At 59.6% G+C, this 15,177-nt stretch carries 16 protein-coding genes, 1 tRNA gene and 1 pseudogene; 6 read left to right on the top strand and 12 right to left on the bottom strand.

The features are described 5' to 3' along the window. Window positions 1–8: 8 nt before the first annotated feature. The 6 genes from proB to OO25_RS03475 form a co-directional block, all read right to left on the bottom strand. On the bottom strand, window positions 9–1,115 hold the full coding sequence (gene proB / locus OO25_RS03500; RefSeq protein WP_040178491.1) for a glutamate 5-kinase: 1,107 nt from the start codon (window positions 1,113–1,115) through the stop codon (window positions 9–11). Beyond that, window positions 1,103–2,137: a GTPase ObgE gene (gene obgE / locus OO25_RS03495; RefSeq protein WP_040178490.1), complete on the bottom strand. Its 1,035-nt coding sequence runs from the start codon at window positions 2,135–2,137 to the stop codon at window positions 1,103–1,105. Before obgE ends, proB begins: the two co-directional genes overlap by 13 nt. 110 nt (window positions 2,138–2,247) lie before the next feature. Then, complete coding sequence (locus OO25_RS03490; protein ID WP_014879990.1) at window positions 2,248–2,787, bottom strand: GNAT family N-acetyltransferase; 540 nt, start codon at window positions 2,785–2,787, stop codon at window positions 2,248–2,250. 194 nt (window positions 2,788–2,981) lie between these two features. After that, window positions 2,982–3,251, bottom strand: a complete 270-nt coding sequence (gene rpmA, locus OO25_RS03485; protein WP_014874659.1) for a 50S ribosomal protein L27 — start codon at window positions 3,249–3,251, stop codon at window positions 2,982–2,984. Between the two features lie 11 nt (window positions 3,252–3,262). Continuing rightward, the gene (locus OO25_RS03480; RefSeq protein WP_014879989.1) at window positions 3,263–3,853 is read right to left on the bottom strand and encodes a 50S ribosomal protein L21; all 591 of its coding nucleotides are present in this window, start codon (window positions 3,851–3,853) and stop codon (window positions 3,263–3,265) included. A gap of 239 nt (window positions 3,854–4,092) precedes the next feature. Then, the gene (locus OO25_RS03475) at window positions 4,093–4,944 is read right to left on the bottom strand and encodes a DUF2059 domain-containing protein (RefSeq protein WP_040169593.1); all 852 of its coding nucleotides are present in this window, start codon (window positions 4,942–4,944) and stop codon (window positions 4,093–4,095) included. A 120-nt stretch (window positions 4,945–5,064) separates the two neighbouring features. Here OO25_RS03475 and OO25_RS03470 point away from each other — a divergent pair. Beyond that, window positions 5,065–5,154 (top strand) — tRNA-Ser (locus tag OO25_RS03470). 225 nt (window positions 5,155–5,379) lie between these two features. On the opposite strand, the gene OO25_RS03465 is transcribed toward OO25_RS03470, so the two are convergent. From OO25_RS03465 to OO25_RS03450, 5 genes and pseudogenes are all read right to left on the bottom strand, one after another. Then, a complete protein-coding gene (locus tag OO25_RS03465) occupies window positions 5,380–6,462 on the bottom strand; it encodes a tyrosine-type recombinase/integrase (protein WP_040178488.1) in 1,083 nt (360 codons plus the stop codon). A 17-nt stretch (window positions 6,463–6,479) separates the two neighbouring features. Beyond that, window positions 6,480–6,605 (bottom strand): annotated as a pseudogene (locus tag OO25_RS23415) (helix-turn-helix domain-containing protein); the annotation flags it as partial. A 401-nt stretch (window positions 6,606–7,006) separates the two neighbouring features. Next, a complete protein-coding gene (locus OO25_RS03460) occupies window positions 7,007–7,417 on the bottom strand; it encodes a hypothetical protein (RefSeq protein ID WP_139044749.1) in 411 nt (136 codons plus the stop codon). 53 nt (window positions 7,418–7,470) lie between these two features. Further along, window positions 7,471–7,860 (bottom strand): hypothetical protein, encoded by a 390-nt coding sequence (locus OO25_RS03455; RefSeq protein WP_052465587.1) that lies wholly within the window; start codon window positions 7,858–7,860, stop codon window positions 7,471–7,473. A gap of 165 nt (window positions 7,861–8,025) precedes the next feature. Next, a complete protein-coding gene (locus tag OO25_RS03450; protein WP_139044748.1) occupies window positions 8,026–8,403 on the bottom strand; it encodes a hypothetical protein in 378 nt (125 codons plus the stop codon). Between the two features lie 388 nt (window positions 8,404–8,791). Here OO25_RS03450 and OO25_RS03445 point away from each other — a divergent pair, with 388 nt between their 5' ends. Further along, window positions 8,792–9,529: a hypothetical protein gene (locus tag OO25_RS03445; protein ID WP_040178483.1), complete on the top strand. Its 738-nt coding sequence runs from the start codon at window positions 8,792–8,794 to the stop codon at window positions 9,527–9,529. A 9-nt stretch (window positions 9,530–9,538) separates the two neighbouring features. Here the strand turns inward: OO25_RS03445 and OO25_RS03440 are convergent, their stop codons facing one another. Beyond that, complete coding sequence (locus tag OO25_RS03440; protein WP_040178731.1) at window positions 9,539–10,771, bottom strand: MobA/MobL family protein; 1,233 nt, start codon at window positions 10,769–10,771, stop codon at window positions 9,539–9,541. Window positions 10,772–10,988: 217 nt separating this feature from the next. Here OO25_RS03440 and OO25_RS03435 point away from each other — a divergent pair, with 217 nt between their 5' ends. The 4 genes from OO25_RS03435 to OO25_RS03420 all read left to right on the top strand — a co-directional run bounded on the left by OO25_RS03435 (window position 10,989) and on the right by OO25_RS03420 (window position 15,162). Beyond that, complete coding sequence (locus OO25_RS03435; RefSeq protein WP_040178482.1) at window positions 10,989–11,336, top strand: hypothetical protein; 348 nt, start codon at window positions 10,989–10,991, stop codon at window positions 11,334–11,336. Window positions 11,337–11,474: 138 nt separating this feature from the next. Then, window positions 11,475–13,070: a class I SAM-dependent DNA methyltransferase gene (locus tag OO25_RS03430; protein WP_040178481.1), complete on the top strand. Its 1,596-nt coding sequence runs from the start codon at window positions 11,475–11,477 to the stop codon at window positions 13,068–13,070. Next, window positions 13,067–14,008 carry a GIY-YIG nuclease family protein gene (locus OO25_RS03425; RefSeq protein WP_040178477.1) on the top strand — a complete coding sequence of 314 codons (942 nt, stop codon included), beginning with the start codon at window positions 13,067–13,069 and terminating at the stop codon, window positions 14,006–14,008. The genes OO25_RS03430 and OO25_RS03425 overlap by 4 nt, the downstream gene beginning before the upstream one ends. Further along, window positions 14,005–15,162, top strand: a complete 1,158-nt coding sequence (locus OO25_RS03420; RefSeq protein ID WP_082035282.1) for a restriction endonuclease subunit S — start codon at window positions 14,005–14,007, stop codon at window positions 15,160–15,162. The genes OO25_RS03425 and OO25_RS03420 overlap by 4 nt, the downstream gene beginning before the upstream one ends. The last annotated feature ends 15 nt before the right edge of the window (window positions 15,163–15,177 follow it).

Here is a 15,177-nt window from a genome sequence, read left to right as displayed (position 1 = left end):
GATCACGGTTACAGCGCCATATCATCACGGTGAATGACAGCAGCGCGGCCCGCATAACCAAGGATGGCCTCGATCTCGATCGACTGGCACCCTTTGATGGCAGAGGCCTCCTCGGCTGTATATCGGCTAAGCCCCTGCCCCAGTTTTCGCCCGTCTGGGCCCAGGATGGCCAGCGGCTCACCGCGGCCAAAGTCTCCTTCGATGTGTCGGATGCCAGCGGGCAATAGACTCTTGCCGGAACCGAGTGCCCGTGCCGCGCCTTCATCCACAGAGACCACACCGCGTGTCTTCATCGCCGCGATCCAGCGCTTGCGTGCAACCTGCGGATCATCCTGCGCGGCGAACCACGTCGAGGCCGCACCATTTTCGAGCAACTTCAGTGGATTATCGGGCGAACCTTCGGTAATCGCCATAGCGCAACCCGCCGCCGTCGCCATTTTGGCCGCCAGAAGCTTGGTGATCATCCCGCCCTTGGAGAGACCCGAAACACCATCGCCGGCCATCGCCTCAATCTCTGGTGTGATCTGGTCGATGATGTCATAGCGCCGGGCGGTGGGATCCAACGCCGGGTTGGCTGTGTAGAACCCATCAACATCCGACAGCAGGATGAGCGCATCGGCGCCAACCGTGACCGCCACCTGCGCCGCCAGCCGGTCGTTGTCGCCATAGCGGATCTCATCGGTGGCGATGGTGTCATTTTCATTAACGATGGGCACAACGCCCAAGCCAATAAGCGTCTCCAACGTGGCGCGGGAATTCAGATAGCGGCGTCGGTCGGCGCTGTCTTCCAATGTGACCAGCACTTGGGCGGTGGTGATCTCATGCGGGGCCAGCGCCTCCTCATAAGCGCCTGCGAGCCGGATTTGGCCAACGGCAGCCGCGGCCTGGGACTGCTCCAGCGGCAACTCCTGTGCCGCCAACCCCAGCACCCGACGCCCCAACGCGATAGAGCCGGATGAGACAAGGATCACATCCTTGCCCATGGATTTCAGCCAGGCAACATCCGCCGCCAAGGCCCGCAACCAATCCGCCCGCAAAGCACCGCTTGTCCGGTCCACCAACAGGGCGGACCCGATTTTGACAACGATACGCTGGGCGTTGGTCAGGGTTGCCACGTGTCCTGCTCCTCTTGGGGTTTCTGGCGCAGACGATCTTCGTCGATCTGGGTCCGCATGGACCGCAGCACCTCGTTCAGACCTTCGCGGCTGACACCTGACATCATGAACACAGGTCCACCCACCGCAGCCTCCAGCGCGGCCTTGGCCTCGCCGCGTTCTTCATCATCAAGGGAGTCGATCTTGTTCAGCGCCGTGATACGGGGCTTCTCCGCCAGCTCACCACCATAGGCTTCCAGCTCATTGATGATGGTCTGGTAATCCTCAGCAATGGTGTCCGAGGTGCCATCTACCAGATGCAAGAGCACCGCGCAGCGCTCCACATGCCCCAGGAACCGGTCGCCAATGCCACGCCCCTCATGAGCGCCGGCAATCAGACCGGGAATATCAGCCACCACAAATTCAACCCCATCAATGCCCACAACGCCGAGGTTGGGATGCAACGTGGTAAACGGGTAGTCAGCGATTTTGGGCCGCGCGTTGGAGGTCGCGGATAGGAAGGTAGATTTGCCCGCATTGGGCAGGCCCAGCAGACCGACGTCGGCGATCAGCTTCAGGCGCAGCCAGATGGTGCGCTCAATCCCGTCCTGACCGGAATTGGCCCGACGCGGAGCCTGGTTGGTCGCGCTTTTGAAATGCAGGTTGCCAAAGCCGCCATTGCCGCCTTTTGCCAGCAGGAAACGCTCCCCCACCTCGGTGAGGTCGGCCAGAACGGTCTCCTGATCCTCATCCATGATCTCGGTACCGACAGGAACCCGCAGGACGATATCATCGCCATCTTTGCCGGTGCGCTGACGGCCCATGCCAGACTGGCCATTCTTGGCGAAGAAGTGCTGCTGATAGCGGAAGTCGATCAGCGTGTTCAGCCCTTCGGTCACCTCAACCCAGACGGAACCACCGCGACCACCGTCACCACCGTCGGGACCGCCATATTCCATAAATTTTTCACGGCGAAAGCTGACGCAGCCGTTCCCGCCCGCGCCGGAGCGAATGTAGACTTTGGCCAGATCGAGGAATTTCATGTCAGCTCCTTGCTGATGACCTGCCGCCAGGGGCGCAGGGATAAGATGGGGCGTACCGACGGTGCCGGGGCTTGCTGCCCCGACTTAACGCAAACCGCGCGGCGCGCCAATCACAGTTTTCGGCTGTAGGTCCAGGTTGGCACGGTTGCATCGCGCGCCACGGAGAAGGTCTCGGCATCGCCAAGATACTCAAACCCGCAATGGGTCAGCACACGTGCTGAGGCCGGATTGTCCTGAAACGCACTGGCAAAGAGCGCGTTACACCCTTGCGGATTGGTCTCGACCAAAGCGCGCAACGCGTCTGAGGCAAGGCCATTGTTCCAGAACACCGGGGCAATCCAATAGCCGACTTCGCTCTGGTCGCGGTCAAGCCGCTTGAGGCTGATAATGCCCTTCAGCTCCTCGCCACCGTCTGCGGTGCCATCGATGGCCCAGACATCTTCATCGCGGTCCTCATCCAGGGCGCGGGCAACAAAAGCCTCAATCGCGCCCGGCGGCAGCGGGTGTGGAATAGCGGTTGTCATGCGGGCAACGCGTTCATCGCTGACATAATGGGCAATCAGCCCCTCATCAGATTTGCGCAATGGGCGCAGAACAAAACGTCCTGCATCGATCACGGGCTGTTCTGCTCTTTTATGATCCAAACTCATGCCCTTGCTCCTCTCGAAGAATAACAACACTCATCTTGCTGCCGGATGAAACCGCGGGGCCTTAACAAACTGTTGCGCCCTGCCCTAACGCAAAGCCGTTGAGAACTGGTTAGGTTCTGCCACCGGGGCAAAAATAAAAAAGGGACCGGCGATGTCGCCGATCCCCTGATTGTGTCTTACCTTTCAGGTTCGGCTTATTCAGCGGCCTCCGCCACTGGCAGAACCGAAATAAAGGTGCGGCCCTTGAGGCCTTTGTGGAAGGTCACAGCACCGTCCGTGGTTGCAAAGATCGTGTGATCTTTGCCCAGGCCAACGCCTTCGCCCGGCCAAAACTTGGTGCCGCGCTGACGTACGATGATGTTGCCAGAGATGGCCGCTTGGCCACCATAGAGTTTCACGCCAAGGCGGCGACCGGCTGAGTCGCGGCCGTTACGTGAGGAACCACCAGCTTTCTTATGTGCCATTGTCTATCTCCTTAGCCTTTAGCCAATTCTTTGGCCTGCTCAACCCATTCGGGCTTCACTTTGACCGCGTCGATAGCAGCAATGTCAGCATCCGACAAGGCCGCGATCTGGGCAAAGCTGGTCAGACCGGCTTCTTCCAGCTTCTTGGCAGCGGCGGGACCAACACCTGTCAGCTCGGTGAGGTTGTCACCGGAGGCAGCAGGCGCAGCCTTTTTTGCAGCCGGAGCGGCTTTGGCAGCAGGCGCATCGCCCTGACCGCTGGCAGCTTTCACGCCGGACTTGTCAGCGCCGGAGGCCAGGATCTCGGTGATCTTGACCAGAGTCAGCTTCTGACGGTGACCCTTGGTGCGCTTGGAGGAGTGCTTACGACGGCGCTTCACAAAGTGAATGACCTTCTCGCCTTTGATCTGATCGACGACTTCGGCCTGAACCGCAGCACCGTCAACAAAGGGCGCACCCACAACCGGTGCATCACCACCGAGCATCAGGACGTCGTTGAACTGGATTGTTTCGCCAGCATCAGCAGCCAATTTTTCCACGCGCAGCATATCGCCGGCCTGAACTTTGTACTGCTTGCCGCCGGTTTTGAGGACCGCAAACATATGCGTCTTTCCTTTTCTACCCGCGTCCTACGGTCCCTTTCGCATCAGATGCGTCCAGCGTTTCGACCCGAAGGCCACCTCGAACAGCGCGCCCCGTGGGGGCGTATGACAAATAAACCCCGGCACAGGGAATCCGGGCCGGGATGCGGGCTTATGCGGCGAAACGGAGGAGCTGTCAACCCTAGGCGGGTGTCGCCTAGCGCAGCCGAAACAGGACCGGTCGTAGTGCAGTTTTCGTTTCAGAGATCCTGCGCCGGTTCCAGGTCTTTTAGCCGGTAGGCCAGCACTTCGAAACGGTTGGCCGTAATTTCGAATGTCACCGCATTGAGCAGCTCATAAACCCGCTGCATCAGCGGATGCTCCAACGCCACAATATACGCTTCCAGTTCCTCATTGTTGAAGGCCTGATAGGTATAGGCGTTTGCGGCCATATTCGCGGCCTGCAGCGCCATCTGGGTTGAGGCCTGCTGATCCTTCATAAAGGCGCGCAACCCGTCCGCGTCCAGCTGTAGATCGATCACACCGGCGGCGCTCGCCGCCATCAGGAACCGAAACTGGATTTCCTGCACCGCCTTCACACCTGTGCCATCGGCATCGATTGCCTGCCCCATGCGCTGGAACAGCTGCGGGCGCTCACTGCCCTCGGCCACCAAGTCGGAGATGATGCGCAGCCCTGCCTGCTGCTTCGTCTCATCATCCTCAATCATATGAGAGGCATTCTCCGCCTGCACCAAACGCGCCCCCAGCGGGCTGGCGTAAAACTCCGCGGCGTGGGCCAACGCGTCCTCCTCCAGCGTTTCTTCCAGTATACCGAGTGCAATCTCGCGCATGTCCTGCCGGTCAAACACATCCTGCGACAACCGCACCCAGGCAGCGCCAAAATCTCCGGCATCCACCCCCAGCATATCCGGCGCCATCTCCGCCGACAGGGCTATACTGTCGAGAGCCACATCAAACCCGGTGGTTTCAAGAAAGGCGATCACCTTGTCCCGCTCCGCGCCCTGTGCAGCAGTGATTGCGAATAATGATGCAAGAACAAGGCTCAGGAGCGTTTGCATCACGCGGGTTCGGAACGACATAAGCTGTATCATAATCCAAAACCTAAGCGTTTTCTGGCGCGAGACAATGAAAAATCCATTTTCCTGCTCAATGCGCCAAATCCCCTCTTGCGCGCCTGCGAATTCCACTTTAAACGCCCTTTCACCCCCCGCGGAGAGGTGCCGGAGTGGTCGAACGGGGCGGTCTCGAAAACCGTTGAGCCTTCACGGGTTCCCAGGGTTCGAATCCCTGTCTCTCCGCCATTATTCCCCTATATCATTGATATTTACTCGACTCGCCCCGAGGGGGCGGGTTTCAGGAGATATTGGCCAATCTCGGCATAGTTTGACGACTTTTTGCCCTGCCGGCTGTGCCGACTATGCCGTCTCGGCAAGGAATTTCTAAACGACGCACACAGGTTCAGTTCGCTCCAAATGGCGAAGCCCCGCCGGGCTGGGCGGGGCTCTGGGCTTTCTATGACTTGCAGTTCACAGACCGACGTTACCATCGGCGTTGGCTATCGCCTGTTGCTCCTGAGAGAGATAGCGAAAGTAGTAGCGTTCCGTCGTTTTTACCGATCCATGTCCAATATAGCGTTGCACCCGGTAGACTGACCACCCTTCCTTCAGCCGGTCGATCGCGAACTTGTGCCGTAGGTCGTGCATCCGAGCGCCAAAGTTGACTTCTTGAGCGTAGTCCCAGAACAGGTTGGCCGCAGACTTGTAGTAGCCATCCTCAGTCTTGTTCCAGAAGACATAGGGCGACCGGTTCGACCGAGGAATCTTCAGCAGGATGTCTATCGCTCGCTGGCGAAGCGTGATCGTCCGAACTTTATCGCCCTTTGTGTGGTTCAACGTGAGCGTGACATTCCCTTCGACCGGCCGCTCCATTCCACAAAGATCGCTCCATTTGATCATTGACATCTCCGTGATCCGCCCCCCCGTCTCATGCAGGAAATCAGGCAAGAACGTGAGCGTGCCCGGGGCACGCGCCGTGAGCCGTGCAATGGCCGGTGCGGTCGGCAGGACGATCGGGGGAAGCTTCTCCCGCATTCCCTGCTTCTCAAACAGCTGCACTGGATTGAATTCGATCCACCCCTTGTTCTTGATGTGGGTCATTAGATGGTTGAACGCAGTCAGATCGCGGTTGATGGTCGCCACGGACACACCCGCATCTTTGCGCAGTGCGACGAACTCGGTGACCTCGGCCAGCCCGATTTCCCAAGCGCCAGCTTCCGCAAGATCTTCATTCCGCTCGTTGAATATGTCCACCAATGTCAGTCCGATCCGGCGGAGGCTGGTGCGGTAGCGCTCGCAAGTAGAGGCGCTCCAGCCGTGTTCGTCGGCATCAGCGTCCATATTATCATAAAAGCTCATGAAGCCGGCATGAAAGAGCCAATCTGTTTCACCGCGCTCGGCCTTGCCTTTCAGCTCTTCGATACGCACCCGGGCCTTTTTTTCGGCGACCCGCTGAGAAGTTGTGCGAAGCGTTTCGCGGAATTCTTTTCCGTCGATCGTGACGCGGAGGTGATACTTTTTGCTGCCTTTGGGCTTGTAGACGTTTTTTGGCATTGGTTTCCCTTTTCGAGCCACAGGACGATTTTGTCTTGATCGAAGGTCCAGGTGCCCCCGAATTTCGCAGCACCGGGAATTTCTCCCTTCGCAGCGAGGCCGGTAATCGTGCGAGGTTTGAGTCCGGACAGTTCAGCGACCATGGTCACACGGACGCGCGGTTTCATTTGGAGGAGCGCTGGTTCAGCGTTGGCGAATTCATTTGGTGGAGCGTTGCTCATGCCCTGTTCCTCTTTTGGAGCAGCTCCGCCTTCCAAGCCGGCTGCTGTGTTCCGCCACCCATTCGGTAGCGAACAGAACAGTGGGTTCACCCGGAACGGACGAGTCGCCCCAAATGCCCGGCCAAACGAACATTTATTCGGCGCGCCAGCTAACCTATTGTCGGCAATTGAAACTTTCTCAAATCAGCCGACTGAAAGTCTTCAAGAGGCGTGCCGATCGGAGCAGAAAGAAGGTTCCGGCACGCCCTCCCGTGGTGATCCTGTCACGGGGATGGGGCTCTGGCCCCTCAAGCTGACGGCACCCCACGGGGCGCCGCCAGTTCTCAGCCGTCGATCAGGGTCCCGACCTGGCGCACCGCACCAGCGGCGGACAGGGTCGCCAAGGTCATGTCGGACAGCAGCGCCAGTTCGGCCACGGCATCGGCAAGCTTGCAGGCGTCATCCTCGCGATAGACGGATTTGTATCCGCCACGAGAATGGTGCTCGTCGCCGTGCCAGAACCGGTGGGTTCCTGCCTCGACCCGCGCGGTGAGAATGCTCTTGAAAGTCACCAGGTCGCGGAGGACCGCGTCCTCGAAGATAGGTCCACGCTCAATGCGTCGCGCGATACTCTCGGCGAAAGCCCGCTTCGCTGGGGGAAGTAGCGGAACGACAATCTCTCGGATCTGTTCTGCCAAGTAGTGCGCTTGCATGACCGCAACGGTCGCCAGCTTTGCGACGACATCTTCGGTCATCTCCAGCCCCTCTACGAGATCGGAGAACCGAGGCAGACCCCTCATTTGCGCGCTCATGCTGCCACCTGCGAAGACTGCTCCCGGTGGGTTTCGGGTTCGTCCATGTAGGCATCGAGAACGTCGCAGAAGCCGTCGGCCAGCAGACAGATTTCCTCGACCACCGGCCAGGCCGGGTCGAGAAGAGCAAAGCGCTCCGACTCGATCCGAGACGGGTCGTGAACGTGCTCGAGCTTCAACAGGTCGAGCAACTCTGCGCAGGCCTCGAGGGTTCGCGCTGTCGGCGGATGGCGCTGCGCAAGGCCGTCGGTAGCAGTCAGCGCCAAGCGCAGACCAGCAGAGCCACCGAGCAGATCGGCAGCCTCCAGCAAACCGTCGCGCTGATCTTGGACATAGGCGCGCAGAGCATCGAGCCCCGAGGTGAAGTTGGGATATAGGTCGAACATGTTGTCTCCTGTTTTCGGAGGGTCCGGCACTCGGCCGGGTCAAGTTCGATCGACCTCTCTGTTTTCCCGAGCTGCGGCTTCGTGGCTTCGGCTCTCGCAATGAAGAGCCGAAGCCACGAAGAAGCTGCGCGCCTCAGTCATCTGTCGCCTTGGGCGCTGTCTCGCCTAATGTCCGATGATCGAGGCGCTGCCTGCCAGTAGTCCAGGGCCTATCGGTGGGGACGACAGATCCGGCTGCTTCTTCACCCCCTCCAGGATCTCCATGCGCTGATGGTTCGATCCCTGTTCGAGGAACTTGAGGAGTTCGATGAGAACCACTGTGTAAATTTCCGCCACCTCATCGGTGCTGCCCGGCTCCGACGGCGCTACTTCAGCCAGGAAAACGCTCCCGCAGTAGAATTCCAGCCTGCGCGTAGAGATGCATTGAATGATCGTCAGGGATGGTCCTGATCGCCCCTGGTCGGGGGGCGCACCCCGGGAACGGGCCAACGGCCGTGAGCCGGTATTCTGATCGTTCATCCGCACGCTTGATTGATTTTTCATGGCACACCTCCAATCGCCAGGCTTCTTCCCCGAAGAGGAGCCGGGCGATTGGAGGTGCGGAAGGGCGCCACAGAATTGACGAATGCAGCGAATGCATCGTTGTCGGTGAAGCGAGTTCAGCAGAAGTTGGCCGGCTCATTCACGCGCGAAAAGCCCCGCGAGTGACGCGACCGGAAAGGAATGCGGCACTTGACCCCTCCCAGGCCCAGAAAGCAGCGAGCTGACGAGCGAAAGGCCTCTCTTCATCCCTGTCCGGAATACCAGTGTCATGCCAGTCGAACGGCACCACCCCACTGATGTAGCGAAGAAATTCTTCTGTTCACTTCCGAGCTGAATTGATCGGACCAACATCATGAGCACTACCAGATATCAGTTCGAGGAGAAAAGAATGATCACGACCGGCATCCATATCTCAAACGCGGTTCTTGCGAAGCTCGCTTCAGCCATCGCCGATCTTCACCGCAAGACAGCGGACATGTCGATGGCCGAATGGCGCAAGGCATACCGTGAGCGCAGCGGTGCCACGCTCGGCTGCTTTGTCCACGTCGACTATACGACCTCTGGCACCGTAAAAGGCTTCACGGCGCGGCAGATTGAAAAATCCCGGGAGAAATTCAGGGAGCACGGTTTCGAAACAGACGTGCCCATGCTCGGCCCCTCACGCTTCGCCGCGCGGTCTCTCGCCCGCGATTTCGGCGACTTCCTTCTCCGCCGGGAAATTACACAGCGAGGCAATGCGACCCAGCGTGAACTCGTCGGCCTGACGGATGATGAGCTTTCGGCCGCGGCCGAGGAGCTACGGCCCTTGCAGAGCTGGACTGCCGCCAAGGCGATTTCCTGCGGCTCACTCAGCGAGCAACTGCGAGTGCGGCTCATCGAGGAAGAGATAGCGATCCGCAGCAATGAGTCGAACCACCAGCGGCTGAAAGCGGTGGCAGAAAACGCCGACTACGTCGCCGCTTGCAACAAGCTCGTCGCAAGCCAGCTCACCGCGGCCCAGCATTGGCGCCTGAGGAAGGAAGTCTGCCCCGACTACACCTTCGTGGTAAACCGCGACTTCGAAAAACGCTCGCATGCGGATCAAACGCTTATTGCCTATCGCGACGACCAAGGCTGGCAGGTCTAACCCAACAGGTTAATTTCTGCGGCGCTGACGTTCTCGGTTGATCCTTTTCACCCGGAGTTTTTCTCCGGGTGGCGGGGGTGCATCCCGGTCCGCAGCCGCTTCAAGATCAACATCCCGGTCGAACGTAGCCTCGCCAGCATCCGGCAACTCCTCCGAGCTTGCCGCCCACCGCTTGGCCGCTTCAAGGGGGCACACTGCGCTCGGTGTATCGATCGATCCAGCTTGGGCGATGGCCTCCGCGAGATCCTCGTCGTTCTTTGCTTTCTCGACCATCTTCTTGTCGAGCGTGGCCTGCTCTCGGCGCCGTCTCTCGTTGTCTTCAGCGATGCGCGCCGACTCCCCCTCCAGGCGAGCTTTCTCGCGTGCCAGCTGGCGTAGCTCGAGCCAGCTCTCCCACCGGCGTTCGTTCTCGTCTCGGACGGCAGCGTTGCGCACCGCCACCATGGGTTCGTCCATGACGTTTACCTCGGCGCGGATCTTGGCCGTCCTTCGCGGTCCGACGTGCTCCTGTGCTCGCAGGCCTTCCGGGGCGTCACCGGCGGTCGCCATAGCCTCATAGGATCGCAAGTCGATACGTGCATTCGACCCAGCCCTTTCCAGCGCAGCGTTTGTTCGCTTTTCCCATTCGGCGCGGATAGCTTTGACCTCTTCGGGCCCGGTTTTGCGATCGTCGAGCACACGAGTCTTCTTGCCGAATGCACCAGTCTTCCCGTCGACCTCTCGTGTGGTCCAGCGGATATGAGCATGGAAATTTAGGTTCGTGAGAGCGGGGTCATAGAACGCTGCCTCGTATGCTTCCTTCCCTGCCTTGTCGTCCTTTTCGGGCCAGAGAGATTTACCGATATCCTTGTCTTTGAACGTCGGCGCGTGGATCACCCAATGGCAAGCCACGCCGTATCTATCCTTCAGGAAGAGAGCAAACCCTCGAACAAGGCGGCGCTGTTCGTCGAGCGGCAGCTCGGCGGGCAGTGCCGGCCGCAGTTCCCGCGCAACGCGGGCGTTGATGCGTGTCTCACTCGCTTCAGCAGCGTTCCAAAGATCTTCAGCCTCTCCTTCCCAATTCACCAAGCCTTCGCGCAATAAGCCGTGCAGGTTCTTGTAGTTGTAGATGAGCCCGGTCCGCTGATCCGTCATGCGGGTGCGCGAGGCATAGGCGGCAGCCGCAACCGAAGAACGCCCGTCTGACCGGGACATGACTATGAGCGGGCAATGGCTCGCGGGATGAAGCTTGAACTGTTTCATGAAGGGGAGATCGCGCCCGTGGCCGATCTCCGCTGTAAAAAGCCCGCGGCAGGCGCGCTGCAAACTCCCCGAGTTTGCGTAATTGCGCCCTTGGATTGCTCCGCGGGACTGGCGGGGTATCCCGGCCGGTCACGACAAGAAGTCTGTTTATCGGCTGCGATCCACGAAACCGGGCACGATCTCCTCCCCATGGAACCTTGAACACGGAGAAAGCACGATGCCGAAAATCGACGAGCAGATCGAAGCGATCGAGAAGAAAAGTGAGCAGCTTCGAAATCGCCTTCGCGACTTGAAAGCTCAGGCGACGAAACAAGAACGCAAGAACGAGGCCCGTCGCAAGCTCCTCTACGGGGCCGCCTACTTGGCGGGCCTCAAAACCCTTTCCGACGATGCGCGCAGGCGCAGTTTGGCCCGGGTTGAAGCCCATATCACACGATCGAAGGACCGCGCGTTTTTGGGTCTCGAGCGGCTGCCGAATGATGAGACTTCACAGAAGAACGACAACTCGGAAAAAGCCACACATACTCCAGAGTTGCCTTTCGAGATTCCCGAAACGCACACTTGATCGAGAGTAGCCTCTTGATGCCCGTTATGAACTGCTCTGCCTTGCCTGACGCTTTCAGCAAAAATCACACTGCTTAACGAGCTGGGATAGACCTTCCCTGCCAAAGCAGGCAGAATTGCCGAAAAGCGAGGGCAGTGAATGATTACCGGTGATCTCAAGTCTAAAGTCGATGCGATCTGGAACGCCATGTGGACCGGCGGGCTGTCGAACCCGCAGACGGTCATGGAACAGCTGACACTGCTGCTCTTTCTCAAGGGACTTGATGACGCACAGACCTTGGCCGAGCGTCAGGCTCGGGCCCGAGGCACTGCTCTGGAGCGTGACCTTTTCCCAGATCAACTCGACGGCATTGCGATCCACGACGAGAACGGCGAAAAGATCGCGGACGGACGCTCTTACGCTGATCTACGTTGGCCACGCTTCGTAGCGCTCCCTGCGGCAGAGATGCAGGAAGCCGCTCAGAACCACCTGATCCCGTTCCTTCGGCGTCTCGGCTCGGACGGTGCACCTCTGCGCAAGCACATGGCAAGCGCTCGGTATGAGATTCCCACCGGACGGCTACTATCGAAGGTGGTCGATCTGATCTCGGACCTCCCCATGAAACAGCGGGACACAAAGGGCGACCTCTACGAATACATGCTGTCCAAAGTGGCGGCCGCGGGTCAGAACGGCCAGTTTCGCACGCCCCGCCATATCATCAACCTTATGGTTGCCATGACCGAGCCGCGAAGGGACGATTTCATCTGCGATCCAGCTTGCGGCACCGCTGGCTTCCTGGTGGCCGCCGCCGACTACCTACGCGCCCACGATGCCGACGCTTGGACCAATACAGAGGCTCGGCAGCACATCGAAAGCCGCATGTTCCATGGCCATGACTTCGACGGCACGATGCTCCGTCTCGGTGCGATGAACATGGCCCTGCATGGGTTCGAGGACGCATCTATTGTCTACCGCGACAGCCTCACTCAGGAACACGGTGACGAAGCCGAGGCCTATTCCCTGATCCTCGCGAACCCACCCTTTGCGGGCTCTCTTGACGCCGAAGCGGTTGCCAAGGATCTCACCCGTATCGTCAACACCCGCAAGACCGAACTGCTCTTTCTGGCCCTCTTCCTCCGCCTCCTGAAGCGTGGCGGCCGGGCGGCGGTGGTCGTCCCAGACGGCGTGCTCTTCAGTTCCAACAAGGCCCACAAGGAGGTGCGGCGCATGCTGGTCGAGGATCAGCAGCTTCAGGGCGTCGTCAAACTCCCCGCCGGTGTTTTTCGCCCCTATGCCGGGGTCTCTACCGCCATCCTGCTCTTCCAACGCACCGATTCGGGGGGCACCGAGGGCGTGTGGTTCTACGACCTGCACGCCGACGGCCTCAGCTTGGACGACAAGCGCAACCTCTTGGTGTCTGAGGACAAGCTGGGCCCCTGGGCAGAACTGTCCGAGGACGAAGCGAAGCTTAATGACCTCCCCGACGCGCTGGCACGCTGGCAGGAACGTGAAGGTGCTGAAAAAGACAATCCCCGCACCGCGCGCAGCTTCGTTGTCCCGAAGGAAGAGATCGCCGCCGCCGGCTACGATCTCAGCCTCAACCGCTACCGCGAGATCGAACATGACGCGGTCGAGCACGAGCCGCCAACCGAAATCCTGTCGCGCCTGCGCGAGATGGAGCGGGACATCTTCGACGGCCTCGAAGAGCTCGAGAAGATGCTGGCTGAGGACAACACGAATGTGGCCGCCGAATGAGCACTGGAGACGTCTTCGGCCGAACCATCCAGCTCTTCCTGGTGGACGGCAAACCCACGGGCCTGCGCAAGGCGACCATCCACGGCTGGACCGGGCTGCTCTTCGTCTCGGGCGCCTCGGCCTTCGGCGATCTCACCGCGCGCGAAGAGGTGGACCGCACCGGCGTCTACATCCTCTCCGGCCCTGATCCTGACACGCCGGGGGCGACGCGGGTCTACATCGGCTCGGGCAACTCCGTGGCCGAGCGTATCAAGCAAAGCGCGGTGAAGCGCGACTTCTGGGAAACGGCCGTCACCGTCACCACCAGCGATGACGATATGTCGAAGGGCCACGCCGAATATCTCGAGGCGCGGCTGATCGAGCAGACCGCGAAATCGGGCCGCGTGACGCTCGATAACGGCACGCACCCCGACACCAGTCGTCGGCGCTTACCTGAGGCCGATATCGCCAACATGGAGCAGTTTCTGGCAAACCTGCGGATCATCCTGCCGGTCATCGGGCTGGACATGCTGAAGCCACAGCCGAAGGCAGTTAGCGCCAAGGCGAACCCGTCCTCCTCCATGATCTCGGATGAGGTGCAGTTCGAGATCCGGCACAAGAGCGGGATCGCAGCGACGGCCGTCGAAGAAGACGGCGAGTTTATCGTGTTGGAAGGGTCCGAGGCCCTAACCGGCACTGGCTATGTCCAGCACAAAACCGCCTCGGCGACGAAAGAGAAACTGATCGCCGACCGCGTGCTTGTGCCGCAGGATATGCCGCCAGACTCAAACAAGCTGCGGTTTGCAAAACCATGGTCCTTCTCCAGCCCGTCGGCAGCGGCGGCCGTCGTGCTGGACCGGCACAGCAATGGCCGCGTGGAGTGGAAGGTGAAAGGCGCGAGCCAGACCTACCACGATTGGCAGCAGGCGCAGGCAGCGAAGCAGGAGGCGGCGGAATGAGTTGGGCGACGGCCACGCTCTCAGAGGTTGCGACGATCGAGCGAAACTCGGTCGCGCCTGGGGCAATCACCTCCGGAACGACTTATGTTGGCCTTGAGCACATATCGGCGGGAGGTGAAAGGTTTTCGCCGATCCAGGTCGAAGCCGGAGAACTGTCCAGCAACAAGTTCGCCTTCGATGCGGATACGATCCTCTTCGGCAAGCTCCGTCCCTACTTGGCGAAAGTAGTTGCCCCATTGGTCTCGGGGGTATGCAGCACCGATATCCTGCCTATTCGACCGGGGGGAGATCTCGACAAGAAGTTCCTACTCCATTTTCTGCTCACCCCAAAGCAAGTCGCACATGTCGCCAATAGAGCGACAGGTGCGAACCTCCCGCGATTGTCTCCGATAGAACTGGCGGCGATGGAAATCCCCCTCCCACCCCTCAAGGAGCAGCGGCGGATTGCGGGGATACTGGATGCGGCCGACGCCCTGCGCCGCCGCCGCCGCGAAGCCCTCGCCCTACTCGACACCCTCCCGGGCGCGATCTTCGCGGAAATGTATGGGAAGCGATCTGACCTGCCCACCGCAAAGATCGAGGATGTCGTTGTGAACAGTCGCACGGGGCCCTTCGGCAGCCAGCTATTGAAATCCGAACTCGTCGAGGCTGGCATACCCGTCCTTGGGATCGACAATGTTGTTACCAATAAGTTCGTCGAAGAAACGCCTCGGTTCATAACAGAAGAGAAATATAAAGCACTCCAGAGATATACGGTAATCCCCGGAGATGTATTGATTACGATCATGGGCACGTGCGGCCGATGTGCCGTTGTTCCTACCGGCATACCGACTATGGTCAATACAAAGCACCTATGCTGCCTGACGCCGAAGCATGACGAGATTCACTCGGAATACCTGCGCGCAGCGTTTCTGTTCGATGAAGATGTGCATCGCCAACTTGAACAGCAAACCAAGGGATCAATCATGTCTGGGCTGAACATGGGAATTATCAAGGGGCTTTCGATAAAGCTACCGCCCATGGCAGAACAGAAGGCATTTGCGGCGCGGCTTCACAACGCCAATAGTCATATCGAGAATTGTATAACTCACTCCATTGAACTCGAAACCCTTTTCGCCGCTCTCCAAACCCGCGCCTTCGCCGGAGAGCTCTGACACCGGAATCCCGCC

It is taken from the genome of Phaeobacter sp. S60 (assembly GCF_000826845.1).
In the GTDB taxonomy this organism is placed as follows: Bacteria; Pseudomonadota; Alphaproteobacteria; order Rhodobacterales; family Rhodobacteraceae; genus Phaeobacter; species Phaeobacter piscinae.
This window is presented reverse-complemented; position numbering and strand designations above follow the sequence as displayed.